Origin of the sequence: Corynebacterium sp. TAE3-ERU2 (genome assembly GCF_019209955.1) — a bacterium.
Classification (GTDB): domain Bacteria; phylum Actinomycetota; class Actinomycetes; order Mycobacteriales; family Mycobacteriaceae; genus Corynebacterium; species Corynebacterium megadyptis.
On record NZ_JAHUTL010000005.1, the window covers coordinates 195,083 to 219,715 of the forward strand.

The 24,633-nt window shown below is 61.7% G+C and carries 16 protein-coding genes; 3 read left to right on the forward strand and 13 right to left on the reverse strand.

Translation table 11 applies throughout. The annotated features are described in order from the left end of the window. Window positions 1-1,099 precede the first annotated feature (1,099 nt). Window positions 1,100-2,104, reverse strand: coding sequence for a hypothetical protein (locus tag KRX12_RS08575; protein ID WP_218366355.1), 1,005 nt, complete (start codon window positions 2,102-2,104; stop codon window positions 1,100-1,102). Window positions 2,105-3,981: 1,877 nt separating this feature from the next. Between KRX12_RS08575 and KRX12_RS08580 the strand changes: the two genes are divergently transcribed. Together KRX12_RS08580 and KRX12_RS08585 are read left to right on the forward strand one after the other, a co-directional pair. Continuing rightward, complete coding sequence (locus tag KRX12_RS08580; RefSeq protein ID WP_218366356.1) at window positions 3,982-7,431, forward strand: proline dehydrogenase family protein; 3,450 nt, start codon at window positions 3,982-3,984, stop codon at window positions 7,429-7,431. A 187-nt stretch (window positions 7,432-7,618) separates the two neighbouring features. Then, complete coding sequence (locus KRX12_RS08585) at window positions 7,619-8,197, forward strand: hypothetical protein (protein WP_218366357.1); 579 nt, start codon at window positions 7,619-7,621, stop codon at window positions 8,195-8,197. A gap of 104 nt (window positions 8,198-8,301) precedes the next feature. On the opposite strand, the gene KRX12_RS08590 is transcribed toward KRX12_RS08585, so the two are convergent. The 12 genes from KRX12_RS08590 to pyrR form a co-directional block, all read right to left on the reverse strand. After that, window positions 8,302-10,326 carry a primosomal protein N' gene (locus KRX12_RS08590; protein ID WP_218366358.1) on the reverse strand — a complete coding sequence of 675 codons (2,025 nt, stop codon included), beginning with the start codon at window positions 10,324-10,326 and terminating at the stop codon, window positions 8,302-8,304. Between the two features lie 15 nt (window positions 10,327-10,341). Beyond that, on the reverse strand, window positions 10,342-11,565 hold the full coding sequence (gene metK, locus KRX12_RS08595) for a methionine adenosyltransferase (protein ID WP_218366359.1): 1,224 nt from the start codon (window positions 11,563-11,565) through the stop codon (window positions 10,342-10,344). A 79-nt stretch (window positions 11,566-11,644) separates the two neighbouring features. Beyond that, the gene (gene coaBC / locus KRX12_RS08600; RefSeq protein WP_218366360.1) at window positions 11,645-12,889 is read right to left on the reverse strand and encodes a bifunctional phosphopantothenoylcysteine decarboxylase/phosphopantothenate--cysteine ligase CoaBC; all 1,245 of its coding nucleotides are present in this window, start codon (window positions 12,887-12,889) and stop codon (window positions 11,645-11,647) included. 170 nt (window positions 12,890-13,059) lie between these two features. After that, on the reverse strand, window positions 13,060-13,344 hold the full coding sequence (rpoZ, locus tag KRX12_RS08605) for a DNA-directed RNA polymerase subunit omega (RefSeq protein ID WP_151548649.1): 285 nt from the start codon (window positions 13,342-13,344) through the stop codon (window positions 13,060-13,062). A gap of 95 nt (window positions 13,345-13,439) precedes the next feature. Further along, on the reverse strand, window positions 13,440-14,012 hold the full coding sequence (gene gmk / locus KRX12_RS08610) for a guanylate kinase (RefSeq protein ID WP_218363325.1): 573 nt from the start codon (window positions 14,010-14,012) through the stop codon (window positions 13,440-13,442). A 5-nt stretch (window positions 14,013-14,017) separates the two neighbouring features. Next, the gene (mihF, locus tag KRX12_RS08615) at window positions 14,018-14,341 is read right to left on the reverse strand and encodes an integration host factor, actinobacterial type (RefSeq protein WP_018019814.1); all 324 of its coding nucleotides are present in this window, start codon (window positions 14,339-14,341) and stop codon (window positions 14,018-14,020) included. 175 nt (window positions 14,342-14,516) lie between these two features. Beyond that, complete coding sequence (gene pyrF, locus KRX12_RS08620; RefSeq protein ID WP_218363326.1) at window positions 14,517-15,350, reverse strand: orotidine-5'-phosphate decarboxylase; 834 nt, start codon at window positions 15,348-15,350, stop codon at window positions 14,517-14,519. After that, the gene (gene carB, locus KRX12_RS08625) at window positions 15,351-18,689 is read right to left on the reverse strand and encodes a carbamoyl-phosphate synthase large subunit (RefSeq protein ID WP_218366361.1); all 3,339 of its coding nucleotides are present in this window, start codon (window positions 18,687-18,689) and stop codon (window positions 15,351-15,353) included. 32 nt (window positions 18,690-18,721) lie between these two features. Continuing rightward, on the reverse strand, window positions 18,722-19,909 hold the full coding sequence (gene carA, locus KRX12_RS08630; protein WP_218366362.1) for a glutamine-hydrolyzing carbamoyl-phosphate synthase small subunit: 1,188 nt from the start codon (window positions 19,907-19,909) through the stop codon (window positions 18,722-18,724). 54 nt (window positions 19,910-19,963) lie between these two features. After that, a complete protein-coding gene (locus tag KRX12_RS08635) occupies window positions 19,964-21,295 on the reverse strand; it encodes a dihydroorotase (RefSeq protein WP_218366363.1) in 1,332 nt (443 codons plus the stop codon). A gap of 18 nt (window positions 21,296-21,313) precedes the next feature. Further along, on the reverse strand, window positions 21,314-22,255 hold the full coding sequence (locus KRX12_RS08640) for an aspartate carbamoyltransferase catalytic subunit (RefSeq protein ID WP_151528686.1): 942 nt from the start codon (window positions 22,253-22,255) through the stop codon (window positions 21,314-21,316). 76 nt (window positions 22,256-22,331) lie between these two features. Continuing rightward, complete coding sequence (gene pyrR / locus KRX12_RS08645; protein ID WP_218363330.1) at window positions 22,332-22,916, reverse strand: bifunctional pyr operon transcriptional regulator/uracil phosphoribosyltransferase PyrR; 585 nt, start codon at window positions 22,914-22,916, stop codon at window positions 22,332-22,334. A gap of 306 nt (window positions 22,917-23,222) precedes the next feature. Between pyrR and KRX12_RS08650 the strand changes: the two genes are divergently transcribed. After that, complete coding sequence (locus tag KRX12_RS08650; RefSeq protein WP_218366364.1) at window positions 23,223-24,596, forward strand: TIGR01777 family oxidoreductase; 1,374 nt, start codon at window positions 23,223-23,225, stop codon at window positions 24,594-24,596. The last annotated feature ends 37 nt before the right edge of the window (window positions 24,597-24,633 follow it).

Genomic DNA, 24,633 nt, shown 5'->3' on the forward strand with positions numbered 1-24,633 from the left:
GAGGATCTCGTTCGGCTAAGAAAGCTTTCATGGAACACTCCGACACAAGCGGCTATTGGATTCAAAGAGGCAGTGCTTTGGCGTCAAAGGAGCACAAGAACAGAGTTGGGATAATCATAGCATAGCAAGAAATTCCACCAAAGAAATTCCGACCAAAACCAAAGAGAGTGGAAACGCGCCACAGCTAACCACATGCAATGATAATAACTATTAGGAAAATTCCAACAATACGGACACCATTCCCAGCATTATCCCAACGCCCTACATGCTGGGACCCATTCACCAAAGAGTAACACCGCCTTTATGTCCTACAACTACGCGTAGGAAGCACGCCGCCCTTATAGGTCGCCACTCCCCGCACAGCTCTCAATACGAACACAACGATAGACTCCTATCCCCAACGATAGTTGGCAATAGAAATTAATTGTAGAAAGTAACATTGCTGAATAAAGAAAGTTTTCACTAACGTCAAACCTAAGTTTTTCTGACCCTACTCCGGATTAATAATTATTTCACAAGGCCACACGGTTATAGTTCGAGGATGGCCGGACAACGCAGCCACCACGAAGTAAACTTTTCCATACAGACGGAATCGATATCAAGGGTGCTTGTCTCCGTCTTGCGCGTTAAACGATGTAAACATTCTCTTCTATTGCTAGCCCAGGCACAATTTCGGAAGCCAGAAGCTCGAGAGGGCGCATGCTTTCCGGTATCTGGAGGTTAATGGACAGGCTAAGCACTGTGCGCGGTGGATACCCCTGAATATCTAGGAAACAAACTGGGATGGACCAAGAAGTGGGCACCGCGCTCCCCTACTGCAGCGCAGATTTCATCGTATTTCCATACGTTCAGGGCGTCAATGGTATCCCGCAACCATCCGAATAACTGGTGAAGTTAGTGACTTTTCCACACCAGACACTCGGCAGTGGCGTGAGTGGCCGACTTATGCATGTAACACCACCCAAGGGGACAGCAGCACTCCACCGGCGCTCAAATCCGAGAAAAGCTGGACGCAGTGGTTGCCACTATCGCCGCTTACAAGCACATCATCCGTGACTGCAAGATCAGGGCGGCTATACCGATCTACGTGCGGTTGGGACTATTCGTTACCTAGAGCATCAAACCAAGAAGTAAATAGGCGCATCGCGGTGTCAAGCACACCATCAATCGAGCCGAGAGGTTGAGCGTAAGCGCGCACTCCTATGGACCAGTCGATGTATCCCTGCGCTAACCATGGGTAATCACTGAGGTATTTTTTGGTGAGTTCTTTACGGTGTTTACCTAGGGGCCTGCGAGACATGCCTGGTGCTCGGGTCTTCAGGTTGAAGGCCGCGGGATTTCCGCGGAGCACTTCGGAGTAGAGGATACGAGCGTTGTTCACCCATTGAGGCGGCGGTGTGGTTTCCGGTGAGGGGAAGCACTCCTCTGTCTCCTCGACGTGAGTTCCTGCATAGAACTCGATCATGACGTCGTTCAGACGATCAGGCATTTTTCGTCCGGTCACCTGGATTTGCCCACAAAGCTGCCCGTTGATTGGATGTGATGGACTGATAATGGTGATACCCGGCATGGCTGAGTCCCCACGATCAACATACAGCGACCAGCCCTCGGGCACTACATACCGCGCAAGAGCATCCCGAAGTAGCCGCTCTACCTGAACCTTCTGTGCGGGGAGGGATTCAACGTCATCGAGCCGCAAACGGGGTTGATCAAATATGCTGAGGAGTTCATTCCACGTCACGACTCCGGCCACTTCATCCCGGTAGGCGGCCGCATCTTCGGCTTCAAGTACAAGCAAAATTACGTCGTCACAAACTGTGCTTTGGCGTTCGATTTGCTCGGAACTAACGACATGATCAACCTTCGCTTCAATAGCGACCTTACGAATTCGAGTCTCCCCAGAGAAGGAGAGCAGAATATCGATGCGCTCTTCCTTCTCGCATCCCACCTCGATTAAGCGTCCGATATCTTTCTTCAGTACTGCGCCGATGAAACGCTCGACGGCTTCGGGTGCATGGCGTATTTCGGCTGCTACTGCACGGGTGAGCTGTGGTTCGGAGGTAAAGATCTGGCTGCCGAGTCTCGGCTTCTGCTCACGGTACATGGTCTAACCATACTTCTTCCAAGATAAAACGGTTCGCTGTTCGTGGTCGTCGACTTGGAGATCTCAATAGTCTCAGTAACAACATCCAACGAAACAGCAGGTCAAACAGATCTATACTCCTTAGCACACTTTCCTCTCGAGAGGATTAAAAGCACAGCTAGAGCTGCGCATACCACGACAAGAACTTGTAAACATCATTGTGCTGATAGAGGAAGAGATGAAGCCTATTTCATCTTCATAGACTCAGGCTGGCGGCGCTTTGAGGTACACGTAAGACCAAAATATGCGAGATTACAAGTCTTCCATCCTCCATGAGGACCGAGTCCTATTATTTGTCTTTTCAGCAACGTCTGTCAGCAATCGCGCGATAGGGGCAAGATACTTTCACCTCGTAAGTGTTAGTCACGCCCACACTAGGAGATCGGGTGTACGACGACATCATGCGCCCAATGAACAGATATGCCATCGCCAAGAAGACGCTAGGGGCCGGCTTCGACGACGTTCTCGCCTCGGCAACTCTCGACCATTCTGCTCTCTGGTCAGTGACGGCTGATGTTTGGTCAACGGCAACATTTAATAGGCAGAGTCCAAGCCGCTGCTGTTGAAGCACTGGGATCTCGGAGATTTGCCGAGGCGTATAAGCATTCGGTGCCGACTATTCACTGAGCACCCGCTTAGCGGGTCAGGGATTTGAATGCTTTAAACCCAATCCCGGCGAGTCCGAGCGCACTTGGGTACAGCCACTGTCGGAGCCGCACGCCATTCGATACTCGGAGCAGCTCCTCGAAGCTCCGCTGGTATTCGTCTGCAGTCACGTCGCAGCCTAGTGGCTCGCTGTGGGGCAGCCGTTTACCGAAACAAACGTAGTCCATCCAAGTCACGATCAGCACCGTGAAGGTTAGGCCCTTGAGTCTGGTCTCTGATTAACCCTTCCTTAATTGAACGTTCCACGCTGAAGCGTAACTAGCTACGTAGTTCGTCTACTATGCCTCAGACTTCGTCGGGTAGGGATTGATCGACAGGAATATGTAGTAGCCACCTCTGACTTCACTAGGTCGTTTTCGTTCGAAGACACCATAGCCGTGTACTAGCTAGTGCACTGATCCTAGACCGTCGGTCTTGCGCAGGGTTAGGCCAATACCTCGCCTGTGGGACTGAGCGGCCGGCTCAGTCCAGCATCCGGCTGAGCGTTGAGCGTCCGGTACACCTCGCTGGGACTCATCCAGCACATCTCCTCCACGCGGTTAGTTTCGCAGCCTTCAAGGCATGCCTGCTGCAGGATCTCGCGGCGCGCGGGAAACGCCCGGTAGGGCGGTGACTAAGCTGGTGGGGGTTTTGTGTACGGGGTGGACGTGCGCGAGCGCACTGGGCAAAAGTTGAGCGTGGCCCATGGCTAGCAGGATGCGGAAGGTGACAACAAACAGCCCAAGAAAGCCGGTGGGTAGTCCGAGAATGCCGACAGTGTAGCCGCCCATGGTGAGAGTGGGATGGCCCGCCTCTCTCAACGCGCAGATGGTGCCGAAGCGCATCAGGGCGATGAGCTGCCAGATAGAAAGGCTCTTTTTTAGATCATTCCTATCGCTTCCTCATTCACATGTATTCGGTGATATCGGGGAATCCGCCACAGGGGTGGGCCTGTGGCGCTTTCTCCTTGGAAACCTTTTTAGCAAAAGCTGTGTCCACCTGCAGCGCGGCTGCAGCTCGGCTACGCGCTGGTGGGCGGCTAGATGGCGTCGATAAGCGAAGCCGAAAAAACCCTCCCAGAACAGCGGGGCGTACTGCTACGCTGGGGCCCACTATCCACTCGCGTGACGCGGCCCACCCAATGCCGGTCAAGTGTTTTGTACCCGACACACAGAGAGGACGTGGGGCACACCATGCCAATCCGCCTGAATGATGACCTTGAGCAGATCACCGACAGCGCTATTGCGCGGGCGCAACGGTGGATGCGCGAAGCAGAGAGCGCGTCGGTGAGCAGCAAGGAAGCGAAAAACACCGAGCTTTTATCCGAGATGGTGCGCTCTGAGGGCGGCATTGACTTCACCATGGGGTTTGTGGACCGGGTGGCACGGCCGGAAGATAATGCGGTGTCGGCGCGGGAGCTCAACCGGCTCGCGAGCCCGCTTGATGCGCAGCGGCGCACGCAGAGCGCGATTCCGGACTTTATGGGCGTGGTGAATAAGTCGCTGATCACCGCCGGTTCTCTTCTCGCCCCGGCAATGCCGCATGTTGCTATGCCGATCGCGCGCGCCAAGCTACGCCAGATGGTGGGCCACCTGGTATTTGATGCCCAAGGATCGAAGCTGGATAAGCTGCTCGATCGCGCCGCAGAGCAGGGCTTTCAGCTGAATGTGAACCTGCTTGGCGAGGCCGTGCTGGGTGAAAAGGAAGCGGATCGACGCCTAGAGCGCACCCTTGAGCTGCTGCAGAATCCGAAGGTCACCTACGTCTCCATTAAGGCCTCCGCGGTGGTCTCGCAGCTGAATCACTGGGACTTTGAGGGCTCGGTCGAGGCGCTCAAAGACAAAATCCGGCCGCTCTATCGCGCCGCGCAAGAACGCGCCGATCGGCCCTTTATCAACCTCGACATGGAGGAATATAAGGACCTCGAGCTCACGCTGCGGCTCTTTACCGAGCTCATGGCCGAAGAGGAGTTCCACGATCTCGAAACCGGCATCGTGATTCAGGCCTATCTGCCGGACTCGGTGGGCGCGCTGGAACAACTGGTCACCTTCGCCCGCGAGCGCGTGGCCAACGGCGGCGCGCCGATTAAGGTGCGCATCGTCAAGGGCGCAAACCTCTCCATGGAACGCGTGGAGGCCGAGCTGCACGACTGGCCGCAGGCGCCGTATATGAGCAAGGCCGAGGTGGACGCCAACTATCTTCGCCTGCTGGACTATGTGCTGACTGAGGACAACGCCGATGCCATTCGCATCGGTGTGGCCAGCCACAACCTCTACACCCTCGCCACCGCCATCGAGCTAGCGGATAAGCGCGGGGTGAGCCGGCAGCTCGATATCGAAATGCTCCAAGGCATGGCCCCGGCCCAAAGCCGCGTGGTGCAGCGCGACGCTGGGCGCATCATCCTCTACACCCCGGTGGTGCACAAGGAAGACTTCGATGTGGCCATCTCTTATCTGGTGCGCCGGTTGGAGGAAAACGGCGAGCCGCAGAACTTTATCTATGCGATGTTCGCCCCCGATGTCGAAGGACCCGACCAGCACACACCGTTAGAGCAGCAAGAGCAGCGCTATCTCGACGCGGTGCGGGAGCGCTGGGAGGTGCGCGATAGCGCGCGGCGCACCCAAAACCGCGCCAAGAACACCGAAGCCCAGCTGGGTCATGACGGGCATTTCCACAACGAGCCCGACACAGATCCCGCCCTCGCGGCCAACCGCGCCTGGGCCCTGGAGGCGCTCGCTCAGGATCCAGGTGCGCCGGTGTCTGAATTGATCACCGATCCTGCGGTGATTGATCAGGCTGTCGCCCGTGCCCAACAGGCGCATGAGGCATGGGCTGGGCGTTCCGGGGCGGAGCGCGCCGAGGTGCTCGACCGCGCCGCTGACGCTCTGGGACGCTACCGCGGACAGCTGATTTCTGTGGCAGCGCACGAGGCCGGCAAAACTGTCGACCAAGCCGATCCGGAGATCTCCGAGGCCATCGACTTCGCCCGCTACTACGCAGAATCTGCCCGGGCGATCGACGAGCACTCCGGTGCACAGTTCACGCCCTACTCAGTAGTAGTGGTGACCCCACCGTGGAACTTCCCCATCGCCATTCCCATGGGCGGGGTCTTCGCCGCGCTGGCGGCAGGCTCCGCGGTGATCATCAAGCCCGCGCCGCAGGCCTTGCGCTGTGCTGAGGTGGCGGTCGAGGCCCTGCGCGAGGCCGGCATCGGCGAGGACATTCTGCAACTGGTCAATGCCGATGAGGACGAGGCCGGCAAGCGGCTGATCGCGCACGAGGATGTGGAGTCGGTGATTCTCACCGGCGCCTCCGATACCGCAGAGCTCTTCCGCTCGTGGAAGCCGGAGATGGTGATCAACGCCGAGACCTCAGGAAAGAACGCGCTGATCATCACCCCCGCCGCCGATCCTGATCTAGCAGTATCGGATCTCTATCACTCCGCCTTCGGCCACGCCGGGCAGAAATGCTCCGCCGCCTCCCTTGCCATTCTGGTGGGCAGCGCGGGCAAGTCCGAGCGCATCATCAACCAGCTAGTTGATGCCGTCTCTACCCTCAAGGTGGGTGTGGGCACCAATATCTCCACCACCATGAACGGGCTCATCGAAGCACCCAATGAGAAACTTCTGCGCGGGCTGACCACCCTCGAACCGGGCGAGCGCTGGCTAATTAAGCCACGCAAGCTCAACGAGGAGGGCACGCTGTGGAGCCCCGGTATCCGCGATAACGTCCAACCCGGCTCCTGGTATCACACCCACGAATGCTTCGGTCCGGTGCTCGGCATCATGCGGGCCCGCGATCTCGACGAGGCCATCGAGTGGCAAAACTCCACCGGCTATGGCCTGACCGGCGGGCTCCACTCCCTCGACGAGGAGGAAATCCGGCACTGGGTGGAGCATGTGGAAGTCGGCAACGCCTATGTCAATCGCGGTATCACCGGCGCGATCGTGCAACGCCAATCCTTCGGCGGGTGGAAGAAATCCGCCCTCGGCGCCGGAGCCAAGGCCGGCGGCCCGAACTACGTGGCCCAGCAGGGCGTGTGGAGCGAGACCGAAGCAGTGGAGGTGCCGCCGGTATCCCTCGAACCGAGCATCAACCGGGCACTGCGCGATATCGCAGAACGCGCCCACGATGGACGCCTGGATCTTAACGCCGCCGATCTGGAGTGGCTGCGTCGTGCCGCCCACTCGGATCAGTACTGGTGGGAGCGGGAGTTTGGTCGCACCCACGATCGCACGGGGCTGCAATCCGAGAGCAATATCTTCCGCTACCGGCCGCTACTCGAGCCGCTGCAGGTGCACCTCGGCGCTGGCTGGAGGCTACGGGATCTGCTGCGTATTCACCTCGGCGCACTACGCACCGGCACCACTGTGGTCGTCACCGGCGATGCCGAGGCGACAGCTGTGGCCCGCGCCGCAGGGCTGAGCGCCCAAGAAAGCGAGCAGGTAGCGCAGCTGCGGGTCCGCGTGCTTGGTGAACCGAGTGACGCGATGCGCGAGCACGCCGTGCGCTTGGGCGCCACCCTCCTCGAGGCGCCGGTACTCTCCGATGGCCGCCGCGAGCTGCTGCCGCTGCTACTGGAGCAGGCGGTGTCTATTACCACCCACCGCTTCGGTCATCTCACCCCCAACCCGCTGGGATAGATACCCGAGCTAGTCGAGGGGGATCCCACGGTTGCACGGCGGGTCCGGTGCCATAGTGGCGCGGGCCCGCTCAACCACCGCTTCTGCTATAACTCCTTAAAGATTGGACACAGGTACTCAGCCTAGCTTCCACGATTACAGTAAACTCACATTCGATAAACACATCGATAGTCGTGGGAGGTTTTCCATGGTAGACCTACTCACCCTCTCGGAGAATGCAACCGTCGGGGGCGTAGCTGCTGGTTTGGTGGTATCTACAACCCTTGCGATCATCTCCCGGAAATCGAAACCCCCTCTTGAGCTGTTCATGATCGATAACAAACGAGCTTTTCTCGTCAACAATTGCCTACGGACGGTAATATTTGGAGAGGCTTACGCATTCGAGCAGGGAACTGAAATAATCGGCCCAAACGATGGATTTAGAGGACATATTAGTGAAATGCGCTGCTCCCCCGGGGATGGCATAGTCGTTTCTTGCAAAATCCGCCTCGGCGAAAGCTTATCGCTCACATACAAGCCGGTATTTTTCGGCGATCCGAAATTGAACCGTTTACGCGGAAAGCAGCGAGATGAAACACAGATAGCAGACTTTTTTAGAGTCCTTGATAGAAATAGCTCTTCAATATGGAGCATTCGCGGAATCTTAAAAAGGCTGGAAAAGCATGACCCTTTTGAATACACACACCCTTCCCGTCTATTCGGCTGGAGAATAATTAGCCTTCCGCTAAAGCCAAGCCAGCTAGCAGCATCGCCTTTCCATCACTGACAATACGCCGCTTATTAGTCCTCCAGATCATAAACTAGGGTGTGCTTTCTCAGCTGCCGCCGCTTCGATATAACTTACCCTGCTCTCGCGACTCCACGTATCCGCTAGCCGATACGCAGCGGTCCCACCTGGACGCGCAAGGGCGGGTCCTCCGAGCGGACCTCGCGTTTGATCTGTCCGGCCTTCAAGATCCGCCCCAACTGTTGGGCGGGGAGGCTACCGCGAATAATCATCCGCTCGGGCGGGCCAAAGGCGCGCTCATCCCACTCCCCTGGCAAATGCACTCCTGGGGGAAGATCCACTGGCCCCAACACCTCTACCTGCTCGGGTAGCTCGAGCAGTTCCACGAAACGATCCAAGCTGGCGCGGCCGCCATCCACCACGGCCATGGTGGTCGTCGGTGGCAGCTCCACCTCGGCGCGCTCGGCCAGCTCCCTGTGGGCAGCGCCAATGGGATCCCAGCGCAGGAGCGCCTGCACCACGGGCACATCCTGATCGGCCACCACGATCAACTGGCCATCATTATCCCGAGAGTCCACCAAGGAGCCAACACGCAGCCAGCTCGCTAACGCCTCCTCGCCGGCGCGGAGATCCTGCTTACTCAGCAGCCCCCAGGTATCGAGCAGAATCGCAGCACCGTACCGACCCCCGACGACGCGGGGCTCCGCGCCCGAGGTCGCCACCACGATGGTGGGGCCGGGGTCGATCTCGGAGACGATCTTCTCCCCACTCGAGGTCACCACCCGTACCCCGCTGAAGGCGCGGCCCAGTTCCTCGGCGGTGCGATCGGATCCGATCACCACGGCGCGAATCTCTGTGGAGCCGCATTCAAGACACTCGTGGTGGGCGTCGATACGCCCACACCACCGGCACTGCGGAGAAACCGGCACGTGGGGATCGCCGGAGGCAGGAAGCTCAAGGGGGCCATTGCAGTGGCGGCAACGGGCGGCAGCGCGACAGCGTCGACACGCAAGAGTAGGCGCATAGCCCTTGCGGGGAACCTGCACCAGCACCGGCCGCTCGGCCTCCACGGCGGCGCGCACCGCCTGATAGGCCCTGCTGGGAATGCGCCTGCTCTTCGCCAGCGGATCGCCGCCGCCATAGGCGGATGCGCCGGTGGCCATGGTCAAGGGCGCGGCTTGGCGGATGTGTCCGCGCTCGCCGGCGCAGTCGAAAGCCCAGCCACGCTCCACCATGAGCTGCACCTCGGCGGTGCGGGCATAGCCGCCCATGATGAGCGCGCATTTTTCCTGCGCGGAACGGGTGCTCAACACCTCGCGGGCGTGCCAATAGGGGGCGCGCGGATCGACGAGATTATCATCGCCATCGAACATGATCGCAGCTAGGCGCAGATCCTGCACGGGGGCGAAGGCCGCAGAACGGGTGCCAATCACCAGCCGTGACTGACCATGCAGGATCGACAAAAAACGCCGGTAGCGCGCCTGCGGGCCCAGCGTGGCGCTGAGCGTGGTGATCTGTTTCGCCGACACCAGCTCGCGCAGAGCGGCCTCGAGACGATCCAAGGCGCGTTGATGCGGCACCACCGCTAAAGCCCCATGGCCGGCTCGCACGGTGTGCACCAAGGCGGCGGCGAGCTCGGCGGCCCAGTCGCCGTCGGGGTTGATCTGCCAGGCAATGCGGGCGGGTTTGCCCTCCTCCACGGCCTTAAGAAACGCCTGGCCGCGCACATAGTTATCCCAGGCGCTCATGTCCGGCTCGGCGGCGTCGCCAAGCGTCTCCCAGGAGGTGGTGAAGTCTGTTTTCTCGGCGGCGGCATGGCGATTCGGCACCGCGGCGCGGATCATATCCGAACGGCAGCCGGCATAGCGTTCGGCTAGTTTCTCCACGAGCGCCTGGGTGCTGGGTGGATAGACCACCTCGGGCGAGATGACCCGCTCGATATAGCGCAGGGAGCCCTGGTGTTCGGAGGTCTCGTGCCGGGAGATCAGGATGGCATCCACCAGCCGCCCGCCGAAGCGCACCCGCACCTTCACCCCAGGTTGGGCGCTTGCAGAATCGGCCTCGCTGAGGCGGTAGTCGAAGTAGCGGTCGAGGTGAATCAGCCCCAGCAAAGGCAATACCCGCGCCACCGGCAGGGATTCTGCTGGGGTGCGCGGGTGGGTAGCCATGCGGGAGATTCTAGTCTAGATCCCCGCTGCGGCGCGCAACTCCTCCACACGGTTGGTGTGCTCCCACGGGAAGTCCACATCGGTGCGGCCAAAGTGGCCATAGGCGGAGGTGTCCGCGTAAATCGGGCGCAAGAGATCCAGCTCGCGGATAATCGCCGCCGGGCGCAGATTAAAGACCTCAGCCACAGCGTGCTGGATCTGCTCATCGCTCAGACCATGCTTGGCGGTGCCGAAGGTTTCTACATACAGCCCCACCGGAGCGGCGCGGCCAATGGCATAAGCCACCTGCACCTCGGCCTTATCGGCCAAGCCGGCGGCCACGATGTTTTTCGCCACCCAGCGCATAGCGTAGGCGCCGGAGCGATCCACCTTCGAGGGATCCTTGCCAGAGAAGGCGCCACCGCCGTGGCGGGCCATGCCGCCATAGGTGTCCACAATGATCTTGCGGCCGGTCAGCCCAGCATCGCCCATCGGCCCGCCAAGTACGAAGGAGCCGGAGGGGTTAATGAGCACGGTGAGATCCTCACTGAGGAAGCTCTCCAGCCCGGCATCGGCGATCACCCAGTTAATCACGTGCTCCCGCAGCTGCTCCTCCAGCCACTGCTGGGTGATATCCGGATCGTGCTGGGTGGAGATCACGATGGTGTCGATATGGCTGGGATTATCCGCCTCGTCATAGGCGAAGGTCACCTGGGTTTTGCCGTCCGGGCGCAGATGGGGCACGATGCCCTCCTTGCGCACCTGGGTGAGACGCCGAGAAAGACGATGTGCCAACGCAATCGGCAGCGGCATGTACTCATCCGTCTCGTTGGTGGCATAGCCAAACATCAGGCCCTGATCGCCCGCGCCCGCGTGATCATCATCGTGCTGGGAGGTACCGCTACGCACCTCCTGGGAGGTGTCCACGCCCGAGCCGATCTCAGCACTCTGCTCGCCAATGGCCACGGTTACTCCACAGGTGGTGCCATCGAAGCCCACCTCGGAGGAGGTGAAACCGATCTCCTTCAGCTTGGTGCGCACCAGCTGCGGGATCTCCACATAGCCGGCGCAGCGCACCTCGCCCACCACGTGCACTAAACCGGTAGTGACCACAGTTTCCACGGCCACCCGAGAGTGCGGGTCCACCTCGAGCATGGCGTCGAGAATGGTATCTGAGATAGCATCACAGATCTTGTCCGGGTGACCTTCCGTCACCGACTCGCTGGTGAAAAGTCGAGTATCTTTAGCTGCGCTGGTCATAGACAACAAACATAGACTAAGCGGTCTAATTTAGCAATACATGCAGGGCACGCGCTTCCATATGCGCTCCTGCGCCGCGCTAGCGCCGAAGTGCGCTGACCCCATCGAGAATCCGATGCGCCACCGCGTTCTTCGTTCCCGCGGGCACGGCTGTCTCCGTATTATCGGCGCCGAGCAGCCAGCCCTCGTTGGTGTCTTGACCGAAGACGCGGCCACCGCCGACGTGATTGACCATGAGCAGATCTACCCCTTTACGCTGGAGCTTTTCTCGCCCGAGCTGCAGCGGGCTGGTGTGCTCATCGCCGGTCTCGGCGGCGAAACCGACGATGATCGTCTCCGCGGGCACCACGCCATCGCGGCGCTGCTGCACCAAACCGGCGAGAATATCGGGGTTTTGGGTCATCTCAATCACCGAGAGATCCGCCTCAGCCTTGCCCTTTTTCATCTTGGACTCCGCCCGGTGGGCGGGGCGATAATCCGCCACCGCGGCGGCCATAATCACCACATCGGCATCAGGCGCCTCGCGGTCCATGGCTGCGTGGAGCTCGGCGGCGGAATCAATGCGGATGATCCGCGCTCCGATGGGATCCACCATCGTGTCCGCCGCCCCGACAACAAGCACCACCTCTGCACCACGCTGGGCGGCGGCATTGGCCAGGGCATAACCTTGGCGGCCGGAGGAATGATTGCCAATAAAGCGCACGGGGTCAATCTCCTCGCGCGTCCCGCCGGCAGAAATCAGGACCTGCACGCCCTCCAGATCGCGCTGCGGGGCGCGGCCCTCCTCCTGTACTCCGAGCGCATAGTCCACCACCTGCTCCGGTTCGGGCAGCCGGCCTGGCCCGCTATCGTGGCCGGTGAGCCGACCATGGGCGGGCTCCATCACCGCGATACCGCGCTGCCGCAGCACCTGGACATTTTCCCGGGTAGCGGGGTTATTCCACATCTCGGTATGCATAGCCGGGGCCACCACCACGGGGCAGGTGGCCACCAGACAGGTGGCGGTGAGCTGATCATCCGCCATGCCCAAGCGCAGCCGGGCCAAGAAATCAGCGGTCGCGGGTACCACCACCACGAGATCGGCCTGCTGGCCCACCATCACGTGCTGCACCTTATCCACGTTCTCAAATACATCGGTGGCTACCGGATTGCCGGATAGCGCGGTGAAGGTGGCTTCCCCGACGAATTTGAGGGCATTGCGGGTAGGTACCACCCGCACGCTGTGTCCCGCTTCGGTGAAAGCACGGATCACATGGCAGGCCTTATAGGCGGCGATGCCGCCGGTCACACCAACGACGATGGAGAGTTTCTCGCTCGAGCTCATAAGTGTCAAGGGTAGCCGATACCCCTACGGCCGCTGGATGCGCACAGCACAAAACCCAGCACGCACCGTTGGTGTGGGCGTACTGGGTTGGTGATGCCGACCGGGGCAGCGTCGAGCTGGCCCCTTGTAGTAACCGTGCGAACACGGAGGCCGATCAAGGGATAAGGCTATTAGCCTTCCTCGTGGTGCAGCATTCCAGCGTCGATCTCGCGCAGGGCGATAGACAGCGGCTTCTCGCCAGCTTCGGGGGTAACGAGTGGGCCAATGAATTCAAAGACGCCCTCGTCCGCCTGCTGGTAGTAGCTGTTGATCTGACGGGCACGCTTCGCCGCGAAAATGGCAAGAGCGTACTTGGAGGACACATGGTTCATAAGGCTGTCGATGGGCGGTGCGGTAATGCCTACCGGATCATCGAAAACAGACTCATTGCCTGTGGTTTGGTTACTCACTGTCATCCTTTTTCTGGATTGCTATCTGTAAAAGTTCTCTCTGCACCATACTGCTCACTGCGGTCCACTACGCTCGCGGGCCCGAGTGGCACCCTCGACGGCTAGTGGCCGGTGAGAAGCTGGTGAATAGCCTCGACTGCTGCGTCCACATCATCGTTGACCACCACGTGGTCGAATTCGCTTTGCGAATCGAGCTCCTTGCGCGCCGTCGCGAGACGACGATCAATCACCTCTTGAGACTCGGTACCACGACCGGTCAGGCGATCAACCAGCACCTCCCAGGAGGGCGGGGCGAGGAACACGGTGGTTGCCTCGGGCATGGACTTCACGATGTTGCGCGCCCCCTGTAGATCAACCTCCACGAGCACGGGCCGTCCAGCCGCAAGGGCTTCGGTGACCGGTCGCGCGGGGGTGCCAGAGCGCTGCAATCCGCCGTGAATATCCGCCCATTCGAGCATCTCCCCTGCCTCAATCATGTCGTTGAACTGCTCCATCGACACGAAGAAGTAGTCCTGACCATCCACCTCACCGGGGCGAGGATCGCGGGTGGTCATGGAGACGCTGAAATACAGCGAGGGCACGTCTGTGCGCAGACGATGAACCACGGTGGATTTACCCACCGCAGAGGGACCAGCTAAGACGACGAGGCGGGGCGTCGGGTTCTCGCCGGTCATCTGAATTAGTCCTCAGAGAAACCGAAGCGCTCGAGCAGAGCACGACGCTGACGGTCGCCCAAGCCGCGCAGACGGCGGGTCTGAGCAATCTCGAGGTCCTCCATGATCTCCTTAGCCTTGACCTTGCCCACCTTCGGCATGGCCTCGAGGAGAGCGGAAACCTTGGTCTTGCCAATGATCTCGTTGTCCTGGGCCTGGTCCAGAACTTCCTTAAGGTTGGTGCCGCCGCGCTTCAGCTTTTCCTTCAGCTCAGCACGGGCCTTGCGGGCCTCAGCAGCTTTCGCGAGGGCTTCCTTGCGCTGCTCGTCAGTCAACTTGGGAAGGGCCACGTTGGTTCCTCCGATTCGTAGGCGATTAATTACTTGGGCTATCTGGTGGAAACCGCCTCGACACAGCGTGTGCGCCGAGCGGATTCCTTGAAGCTCGCATCAGTCTAGCACTACTTGGACAAAAGCCAAGGTGACAGGCCGCGGGCTTGTCGCGCGCTCTCTCTCGATAACGCTTCTAGCTGGGGATTCCCGGAAATTGGCCGGCTAAGTCCGAAACGGCCTTTTCTAGGGCTTTCACGCTTGCACCGGCCTGCAATACCCCACGAGAGACGTTGGGAAATGCCATGTGTGTCATTCCCTGTGCGAGCTTATCGACGTCCTCCGCGCCGGCTCCTTGGGCGCCTACCCCAGGCATCAGGATGGGGCCATTGAGCGCCGCGAGAGCGGGGGCGTCGCGCAGTGTTGCCCCCACGACGACGCCGACGTTGCCGGGGCTGCCAGCGGCTGCTCGCGCCGCATTGCAGGCGGCAGCCTCATCGACGATGTGCTGGGCGACAGTCAGCTCGCCCTGCTTCACCGCCCGCTGGATGCTCTGCCCCTCCGGGTTGGAGGTGGCGGCGAGCACGAATAGCCCTTTGCCCTGCTCCGCATAGTCCAGGGCCGGTGCGAGGGCACCGAAGCCCAGGTAGGGAGAGACCGTGAGGGCGTCTACCTCCAGCGGGGAGCCAGGGCGCAGCCACGCATCCGCGTAGGCGGCCATGGTGGAGCCGATATCGCCGCGCTTGGCATCGGCTACCACGAGGGTGCCGGCCTGCCGCAGCGAATTGATGGTCTCCTCGAGCACGGTGTAGCCGGCAGCACCATAGGCTTCGAAGAAGGCCACTTGCGGCTTTACCAGGGCGACAGAGCCCGCGAAGGCGCGCACACAGGTGGCGCTAAATTCACGCAGGCCGGCGATGCTGCGAGGCAGCCCCCAGGCGTCGAGCAGCGCCGGGTGGGGGTCAATGCCCACACAGAGCCGGCCGTGCTCGAGGGAGGCCTGGTGGAGCTGGGATCCGAAGTCGCTCACTTACTCCCCCGCCTTGGCTGCGATGTTTTCATGATTGAGCTCCTGCAGGGGCAGGATGCTCAGCTCGTTGTCTCGCATCGCCTCGATGCCCTGCACAGCGGCGGTCACGCCCTGCACGGTGGTCACCAGCGGCACCCCGGCGCTCACGGCGGCGGCGCGAATATCGTAGCCATCGTGGCGGGCACCGGCGGAGCCGGCAGGGGTGTTGAGGATGAGATCCACCTCGCCGGCGGTGATCTTGTCCACGATGGACAGCTCCTCGCTGCCTTCGCGTACCTGGCTGGCCTTGGCCACCACTTCGCATTCGACGCCATTGCGGCGCAGCATATCGGCGGTGCCCTTGGTGGCCATCATCTTAAAGCCGAGCTTGGCCAGCTGCTGGATCGGGAAGTTCAGGGTGCGCTTATCGCGGTTAGCGACAGAGACGAACACCGTGCCGGAGGTGGGCAGCGCGCCGAAGGCGGCATCCTCGGCCTTGGCATAGGCGGCGCCGAAGCTATCGGCCAGGCCCATCACCTCACCGGTGGACTTCATCTCTGGGCTAAGCAGCGAGTCCAGCATGGAGCCGTCGGGGCGGCGGAAGCGGGTAAACGGCAGCACGGCTTCCTTCACCGCGATAGGTGCATCCATGGGCAGCGAGCCGCCGTCGTGGGTGGTCGGGATGAGCTTTTCTTCCTTCAGCTCGGCGATGCTGGCGCCCATCATGATGCGGGCGGCAGCCTTCGCCAGCGGCACCCCGGTGGCCTTCGAGACGAAGGGCACGGTACGCGAGGCACGCGGATTGGCCTCGATGATGTAGAGGGTGTCGTCCTTCAGCGCGTACTGGACGTTCATCAGGCCCTTGACTCCGATGCCGTGGGCGAGAGCCACGGTGGACTGGCGGACCTTCTCGATGTCCTCGGCGCCGAGCGTCATCGGCGGCAAGGCGCAGGAGCTATCGCCGGAGTGGATACCGGCTTCCTCGATGTGCTCCATCACTCCGCCGAGGTAGACCTCCTCGCCATCGCAGAGGGCGTCCACATCGATCTCGATCGCGTTGTCCAAGAAGCGATCCACCAGCACCGGGTGCTCATTGGAGAGCTCGGTGGCGCGGTTGATGTAGTCCTCGAGGGTCTGCTCGTCGTAGACGATCTCCATGCCGCGCCCGCCCAGCACATAGCTGGGGCGCACCAGCACGGGGTAGCCAATGCGGGCGGCGACGTCGCGGGCTTCGGCGAAGGAGGTAGCGGTACCAAACTCGGGCGCCGGCAAACCGGCCTTGGCCAGCACCTCACCGAACTCGCCGCGATCCTCCGCCAAATCGATGGCCTCGGGCGTGGTGCCCACCACGGGCACCCCGGCGTTGCGCAGCTGCTCGGCCAGGCCCAGCGGGGTTTGGCCGCCGAGCTGCACAATCACCCCGGCCACGGTGCCGGACTGGCACTCGGCGTGGTAGACCTCCATGACGTCTTCGAAGGTCAGCGGCTCAAAGTAGAGGCGATCGGCGGTGTCGTAGTCGGTGGAGACTGTCTCGGGGTTGCAGTTGACCATGATGGTCTCGTAGCCCACCCGCGAGAGCTCCAGCGCGGCGTGCACGCAGGAGTAGTCGAACTCGATGCCCTGGCCGATGCGGTTCGGACCCGAGCCGAGAATGATCACCTTCTCCTTCTCGGTCTGCGGGCTCACCTCGGATTCCGCCCCAGCATCGAATTCATAGGAGGAGTAGTAATACGGAGTCTTGGCTTCGAACTCGGCCGCACAGGTGTCCACGGTCTTAAATACCGGGCGGATACCCAGCGACCAGCGCAGTGAGCGCACGCCGGTCTCGCCGGCGAACTCTGGGCGCAGGGCCGCGATCTGCTTATCAGAAAGGCCATAGTATTTCGCCAGGCGCAGCAGCTGCTCGGTGAGCACGGGGGCGTCGATAAGCTGCTGGCGCAGCTCTACTAGGTGCTGGATCTCGGCGAGGAACCAAGGATCGATGCCGGAGGCCTCGTGGACCTCAGCGATGGTCTTGCCGCCGCGCAGGGCCTGCTCGACCTCGTACATCCGGCCGGCCACGGGGCGCTTGAGGGACTCCAAGGCGGCGTCGGCATCGGCGCAGCGATCGGGCGCGGTCCAGAAACCGGTGTCCTTATTCTCCAGCGAGCGCATCACCTTATTGGTGGCTGCGGCGTAGTTGCGGCCCAGGCTCATGGCCTCGCCCACCGACTTCATGGTGGTGGTGAGCGTGTCATCGGCGCCGGGGAACTTCTCAAAGGCAAAGCGCGGGGCCTTGACCACCACATAGTCCAGCGTCGGCTCGAAGGCCGCCGGGGTTTCACCGGTGATGTCGTTGGTGATCTCGTCCAAGGTATAGCCGATGGCCAGCATGGCGGCGATCTTCGCGATTGGGAAGCCAGTGGCCTTCGAGGCCAGTGCCGAGGAGCGGGACACACGCGGGTTCATCTCGATGGTGATGATGCGGCCATCGGTGGGGTTGATGGCGAACTGGATATTACAGCCGCCGGTATCCACGCCCACCTCGCGGATAATGGCGATGCCCTGATCGCGCATCTTCTGGAACTCGCGGTCGGTCAGCGTCAGAGCCGGCGCCACGGTCACGGAGTCGCCGGTGTGCACGCCGAGGGCGTCGACGTTTTCGATGGAGCAAATGACCACCACGTTGTCATCGCCATCGCGCATGAGCTCCAGCTCATATTCTTTCCAGCCGAGGATGGATTCCTCGATGAGCACATTGGCCTCCGGCGAGGCGGCCAAACCGCCGCCGGCGATGCGTTCGAGGTCATCGTTATCGAAGGCCAAGCCGGAGCCGAGACCACCCATGGTGAAGGAGGGGCGCACCACCACGGGCAGCCCCAACTCGGCGACGGTCTCGTGGACTTCGTCCATGTTGTGGCAGACGCGCGATCGCGCGGATTCGCCGCCGATCTTGGCCACGATGTCTTTGAACTTCTGGCGATCCTCGCCGCGCTGAATGGCGGGAATATCGGCGCCGATGAGCTCCACATTGTACTTCTCTAGGCTGCCGCGTCGATCCAGAGCGATGGCGGCGTTGAGGGCGGTCTGGCCGCCGAGGGTCGCCAGCACGGCGTCGATGGGATGGCCTTCGGCGATCTCTTTGTCAAAGATCTTCTCGATGTAATCGGGGTGGATCGGCTCCACATAGGTGTGATCGGCGAACTCCGGATCGGTCATGATCGTCGCCGGGTTGGAGTTGATGAGGGTCACCCGCATCCCCTCCTGCTTGAGCACGCGGCACGCCTGGGTGCCGGAGTAGTCGAACTCGCAGGCCTGGCCGATCACAATGGGGCCGGATCCAATAACCAGGACGTGATTGATGTCAGTGCGCTTGGGCATTGTCTGTATTCCTCTTTCTCTTCCTGGTGTGCTTAGTTCTGGCCGTCGCCGGAGCCGGATTTTTTCGCCGCGATGTCCGCGAGAACCAGCTCCACGAATTGATCGAAGAGCGGGTTGGCATCATTCGGGCCGGCGGCAGCCTCGGGGTGGTACTGCACCGAGAAAGCCCGCCCATTCTTCAGCGCCACGCCTTCGACCACGCCATCGTTGAGACAGGTATGCGTCACCAGCGCGGGGCCATAGGGGGTAGCAAACTCCTGGCCTTGTTCACCTTCGAGGGCGAAGCCGTGGTTTTGGGCGGTGATTTCGATGTGGCCCTGCACGTGGTTTTTCACGGGGATATTCACGCCGCGGTGGCCGAACTTGAGCTTGTAGGTGTTCATGCCGAAGGCCCGGCCCAGGATCTGGTTGCCGAAGCAGATGCCGAAGATCGGCACATCCTTGTCCAGGAACTGCTGCACGATGCTCACCATCTCATCGGCGGTGGCCGGATCGCCCGGGCCATTGGAGATGAACACGCCATCGGGCTGGTACTCCATGGCCTTCTCACAGGGGTAATTGGCCGGCACCAGCACGGTGCGCATGCCGCGAGCAAGCAGGTTGCGCGGGGTATTGGACTTAATGCCCATGTCATAGGCCACCACGGTGGCTCGTACCTCGCCCTCGGGTTCGAGAACCTGCGGCTCAGTGATGGAGACATCGGCCGAAAGATTCGCGCCTTCCATATCTTCTTGGGCCTGCACGCGGCGCACCAGCTCCTCGGTATCGAGCAGGGCGTCCTCGCCGGTGAACACGCCCGCCTTGATGGAACCGTAGTTGCGCAGGTGGCGCACGATGGCGCGGGTATCTACATGCTTAATGCCCACCAGGCCTTGGGAGATCATTTCCTCCTCGAGGCTGCGGCGGGCCCGCCAATTAGAGACGGTGTGGGAGAGATCGCGAATAATTAGACCGGCGATCCAGATCTTGTCCTCGCGGGACTCATTATCTTCGTCATTCCAGCCGGTGTTACCGATCTGCGGGGCGGTCATCACCACCATCTGCTTGTGGTAGCTGGGATCGGTCATCGTCTCCTGATAACCGGTCATGGCGGTGGTAAAGACGGCCTCGCCGAAGGCGTTGCCGTCCGCGCCGAAAGCGAGCCCGCGGTAGGTGTTGCCGTCGGCGAGCACGAGCACTGCGGGCCGCGTGGTGGCCGAGTGGGTGGTCTCAGTAGTCACTGTGTGAGGGCCTTTCCATGAAGTTTTTTCTGGGGTGTGGGGGTGTGCTGTGGCTTAGCGACGCTCATAGGTCACGGTGCCGCGCAGGATGGTGTGGGTGACCTGGGCGTTGAAGTCCATACCCTCATAGGGGGTGTTATCGGCCTTGGAGTCCATCTCCTCGCCGCGGGCGGTCCACGGGCTGTGCGGATCCACCACGGTGAGATTGGCGGGCTCGCCGACGGCAATGGGACGGCCGTGGCCGGGCAGGCGCACGATCTCGGCGGGCTTTTCGCTCATCACCTTGGCCACGAAGCGCCAATCGGCGAGCCCGGATTCCACGAAGATCTGGTGCACGATCGCCAGCGAGGTCTCTAGGCCCAGCATGCCGTTTTTGGCCTCAGAGAATTCGCAGCATTTCTCCTCGGAGCCGTGCGGGGCGTGGTCGGTGGCCACGCAGTCGATGGTGCCGTCGAGCAGCGCATCACGCAGCTTCTCGGTATCGGACTTCTCGCGCAGCGGCGGATTCACTCGGTCGCGGCCATCGAAATTGTGCAGGCGAGCGTCGTGAAGCAATAAATGGTGGGGTGTGACCTCGGCGGTGAGCGGAATGCCGCAGTCCTTGGCCCAGCGCACGAGCGTGACCGTGCCGGCGGTGGAGGCGTGGCAGATGTGCATGCGGGCGCCATAATCGCGGGTCATGATCGCATCACGCGCCACAATCGACTCCTCCGCCACGCGCGGCCAGCCGCGGAGGCCGAGCCGAGCAGCCATTTCGCCCTCGTGGGCCACTGCCCCTTCGGTCAGGCGGGCATCCTCGCAGTGCTGGGCGAGCAGCACGTTCTGGCCTTTGGCGTATTCCAGGGCGCGGCGCATCACCTGCGGATTATTCACGCATACGCCGTCATCGGAGAACATGCGCACCTTGGCTGCGGAGTTGGCCATCATGCCGAACTCGGTGAGCGTCTCGCCCTTCAGCCCCTTGGTAATGGAGCCCACGGGGTGAACATCGCAGAGGCCCACCTGCTGGCCTTTAAACCAGACGGACTCGGCGATCACCGGCTGATCCATCACCGGCTGGGTATTGGCCATGGTGAATACGGCGGTAAACCCGCCCTTGGCAGCCGCTGCGGAGCCGGTGGCGATGGTCTCCGTATCCTCGCGGCCGGGCTCGCGCAGGTGCACGTGAATATCCACCAGCCCGGGCAGCAGCACCGCCCCGGCGGCGTCGATGGTGCGATCGGCGGCAGTATCGGCGGCGGCATCGAGGCTGTCGATCACGCCATCGCGGATCAGCAGGTGACGCGGCTCGCCCTCGCCATAGGGGCGGGCGTTGAGAATGAGGAGGGTGCCCTCGGCAACAGGCGCGAGTTCCCCAGTGGCAGGATATGTGGTCTCAGTCGTCATTATTTTCTCCTTTGGGACTTACTCGCGCGGGCTGCCCTGGCCACAGAGCAGGGTAAAGAGCACGGCCATGCGCACGTGCACACCATTGGATACCTGTTGCAGCACAGCGGTTTGCGGGGCGTCGGCAACATAGTCGTTAATTTCCATGCCACGCAGCATCGGCCCGGGGTGCATCACGATGGCCTCGTCCTTCAGCTGCGCCAGGCGGGCCTTGCTCATTCCGTACAGGGTGGCGTATTCGCGATGGGAGGGGAAGAATCCGCCGTTCATACGCTCTTGCTGCACGCGCAGCATCATCACCACATCTTGGTCGGCGAGCACCGGGTCCATCTCATAGGAGACGGTCACCGGCCAGTTCTCCACGCCGAAGGGCAGCAGCGTGGGCGGGGCGACGAGGGTGACCTCGGCGCCCAAGGTGGTGAGCAGATCCACATTGGAGCGCACCACCCGCGAGTGCAGGCAGTCGCCCACAATCGCAATCTTTTTTCCTTCGATACGGCCCAGGCGCTGGCGCATGGTCACCGCGTCCAGCAGGGCTTGGGTGGGGTGCTGGTGGGCGCCATCGCCGGCGTTGATCACGCTCGGCCCCTCCCCCTGCGGGGCCACCCAGCGGGCCAGCTGTTCGGCCGCGCCCGAGGCGGGGTGCCGGATGATGATGGCATCCGCCCCCACCGCGCTCAAGGTCAAGCCGGTGTCCTTGAGCGATTCGCCCTTCTTCACCGAGGACGAGGAGGCGGAAATATTGATCACGTCCGCACTCATCCACTTGCCGGCGGTCTCGAAGGAGGAGCGGGTGCGGGTGGAGTTTTCGTAAAAGAGGGTGAAAATGGTGCGGCCGCGGAGTGTCGGCAGCTTCTTGATCTCGCGGTGAGACAGCAGTTCTAGGAACTTATCCGCCTCATCCATGATGGTCAGGATCTCGTCTTTGCTGAGGTCCTCGATGGAAAGCAGGTGTTTCATTAGCCTCTAGCTCACTAGGTTCTCGACAGCACGTGCAGGCCGTGGCGGCGTTCGCAGCTGCCGCGGCTGGCGCGCGCTACTCGCGGGTGGTGGCGGATTCGCCGGAATGATTCGTACGGGAGATCTCCACGGCATCCTCGCCGTCGATCTCTGCGAGCAATACGCTCACGCCCTCGCTGACGGCCGTGGGCAGGTTTTTGCCCACATAGTCCGCGCGGATAGGCAGCTCACGATGGCCGCGATCCACCAGCACCGCGAGCTGCACGCAGTGCGGGCGACCGATATCGCGCAGCGCATCTAGGGCGGCGCGAATGGTACGACCGGAATAGAGCACATCATCGACCAGCACCACCGTGATGTCATCGATGCCGGTATCAGGAATGGTGGTGGGCTTGAGCGCGCGGTGCGCACGGTGGCGCAAATCATCGCGGTACAAGGTGATATCGAGGGTGCCGACGCTCACAGCCACACCCGAGAATTCTTCAATCTTGGCCGCCAGGCGCTGGGCCAGCGGCACTCCCCCCGAAGGAATACCCATCAGACACACCTCGGGGTGCGCTGATTCCTTCTCAGCATCAAGTGCTGTTTTTTCAATAATCTGGTGCGCGATGCGCGCAATTGTGCGCCCGACATCGTCGGCGCTCATTAATTGCGTTGCCATCGTGACCTCCTTCCCCGCCTCTCTGTGCGGTCCGTTAAAGGATGCCCTCAGACACCGAGACTGCAGTCTCTATGCAGCCACTGAATCCTATGAACTTTATCGTTTTCTTAGCTTAGCACTCGCCTTCGCCCACCACTAGGAAATGACCACCACCCCTCACCCCACCCGCGGGGCTATCGCTTATCGACGCTCACCTGCCCCGCGTCCCACACCAGGCGAGAGCGGAATCTCATGGCAGTGTCCGGCTGTCTCCGTATAATCGACACTCATACACTTGCCGCCGCTTTGAGGAGGTCACCAACCCACGTGGGTATTTCAACCGAGCACATTCTTCCCTTCCCCCGCTCAGATGTCTGGCAGTGGCACACCCGCCCTGGTGCGGTAGTGCGGCTGACCCCGCCTTTCGTACCCATGACCCCTGTGAAGCAGGCTAGCTCGCTAGCCACCGGAACCACCGAGTTTTCCCTGCCAGCAGGCCTGAAATGGGTGGCCAAGCACGATCTTGCCGGCTACCACGAGGGACGCCAATTTACCGATGTGTGTATCAACGCCCCCATGCGAGCGCTCTCGCAGTGGCGCCACATACACGCCTTCACCGACGCCCCGGCTGGCACCCGTATCACTGATACCGTGCATACCCGACTTCCCGGTAGTTTCCTCGAGGCCACCTTCGCCTATCGGCAGCACCAGCTGCTGGAGGATCTCACCCGTATAGCGGAGTTCGAGGCCCTCGACGGTGCCCCCACCGAGCCGCTCACCATTGCGCTCACCGGCGCCGGCGGCTTCGTGGGCACCCATCTCGCCGCGCAGCTGCGCACCTCCGGGCACACCGTGATCGAGCTCAAACGTGGCTCCGATCTGAAACCCGGCCAGCGCCGCTGGCACACCACCCTGCCCGATGAGGACCTCCTCGATGGTGTGGATGTGCTCATCCACCTTGCTGGCGAGTCCATCGCTGGCCGCATGAGTGAATCCCACCGCCACAAGATCCGCCACTCCCGCGTCGCGCCCACCCGCCGCCTCGCGGAATTGGTGGCCGCGTCTGAGACCTGCCAGGCCATGATCGTCGCCTCCGCGGTGGGCTTCTACGGCCCCGACCGTGGCGATGAGCTTTTGGATGAGTCCGCCGAGCGCGGCGACGGCTTTTTGGCCGATGTGGTCGCCGAATGGGAGGAGGCCTGCGCTCCCGCCCGCGAGGCCGGAAAGCGCGTGGTGAATCTCCGTACCGGGCTGGTCATGGGCGCCGCCGGCGGCATGTTGCCCGGGCTGCGCGCCGCCTTCGGCGCGGGTCTGGCCCCGCAGGTGGGTACCGAGGGCGGCTATCTGCCCTGGGTGAGTATCGATGATCTCACCTCCATGTATTACCGCGCCGCCGTTGATCCGCAGATGTCCGGTCCCTTCAATGCCACCGGCCCGCAGCCGGTGCGTTCCGAGGAATTTGGTGAGACCCTCCAGGGCGCGATGCACCGCAGGTTCGTGGTGCCGATTCCGGCGGTGGCCCCCAAGCTAATGATGGGCCCCATCGCCTCCGAGGAGCTGCTCATGACCTCGCAGAACGCGGTGCCCACCAAGTTTGAGCAGCTGGGCCACCGTTTCACCCACGCCACGCTCGCGGCGGCTTTCGCCCATGAGCTTGGCGGCGAGACGCTTTTCGACGCCACCTCCGGCGACGATTCCTAACCCTTGTCCGCATCTCAACCTATCCCCCCGTCATCTG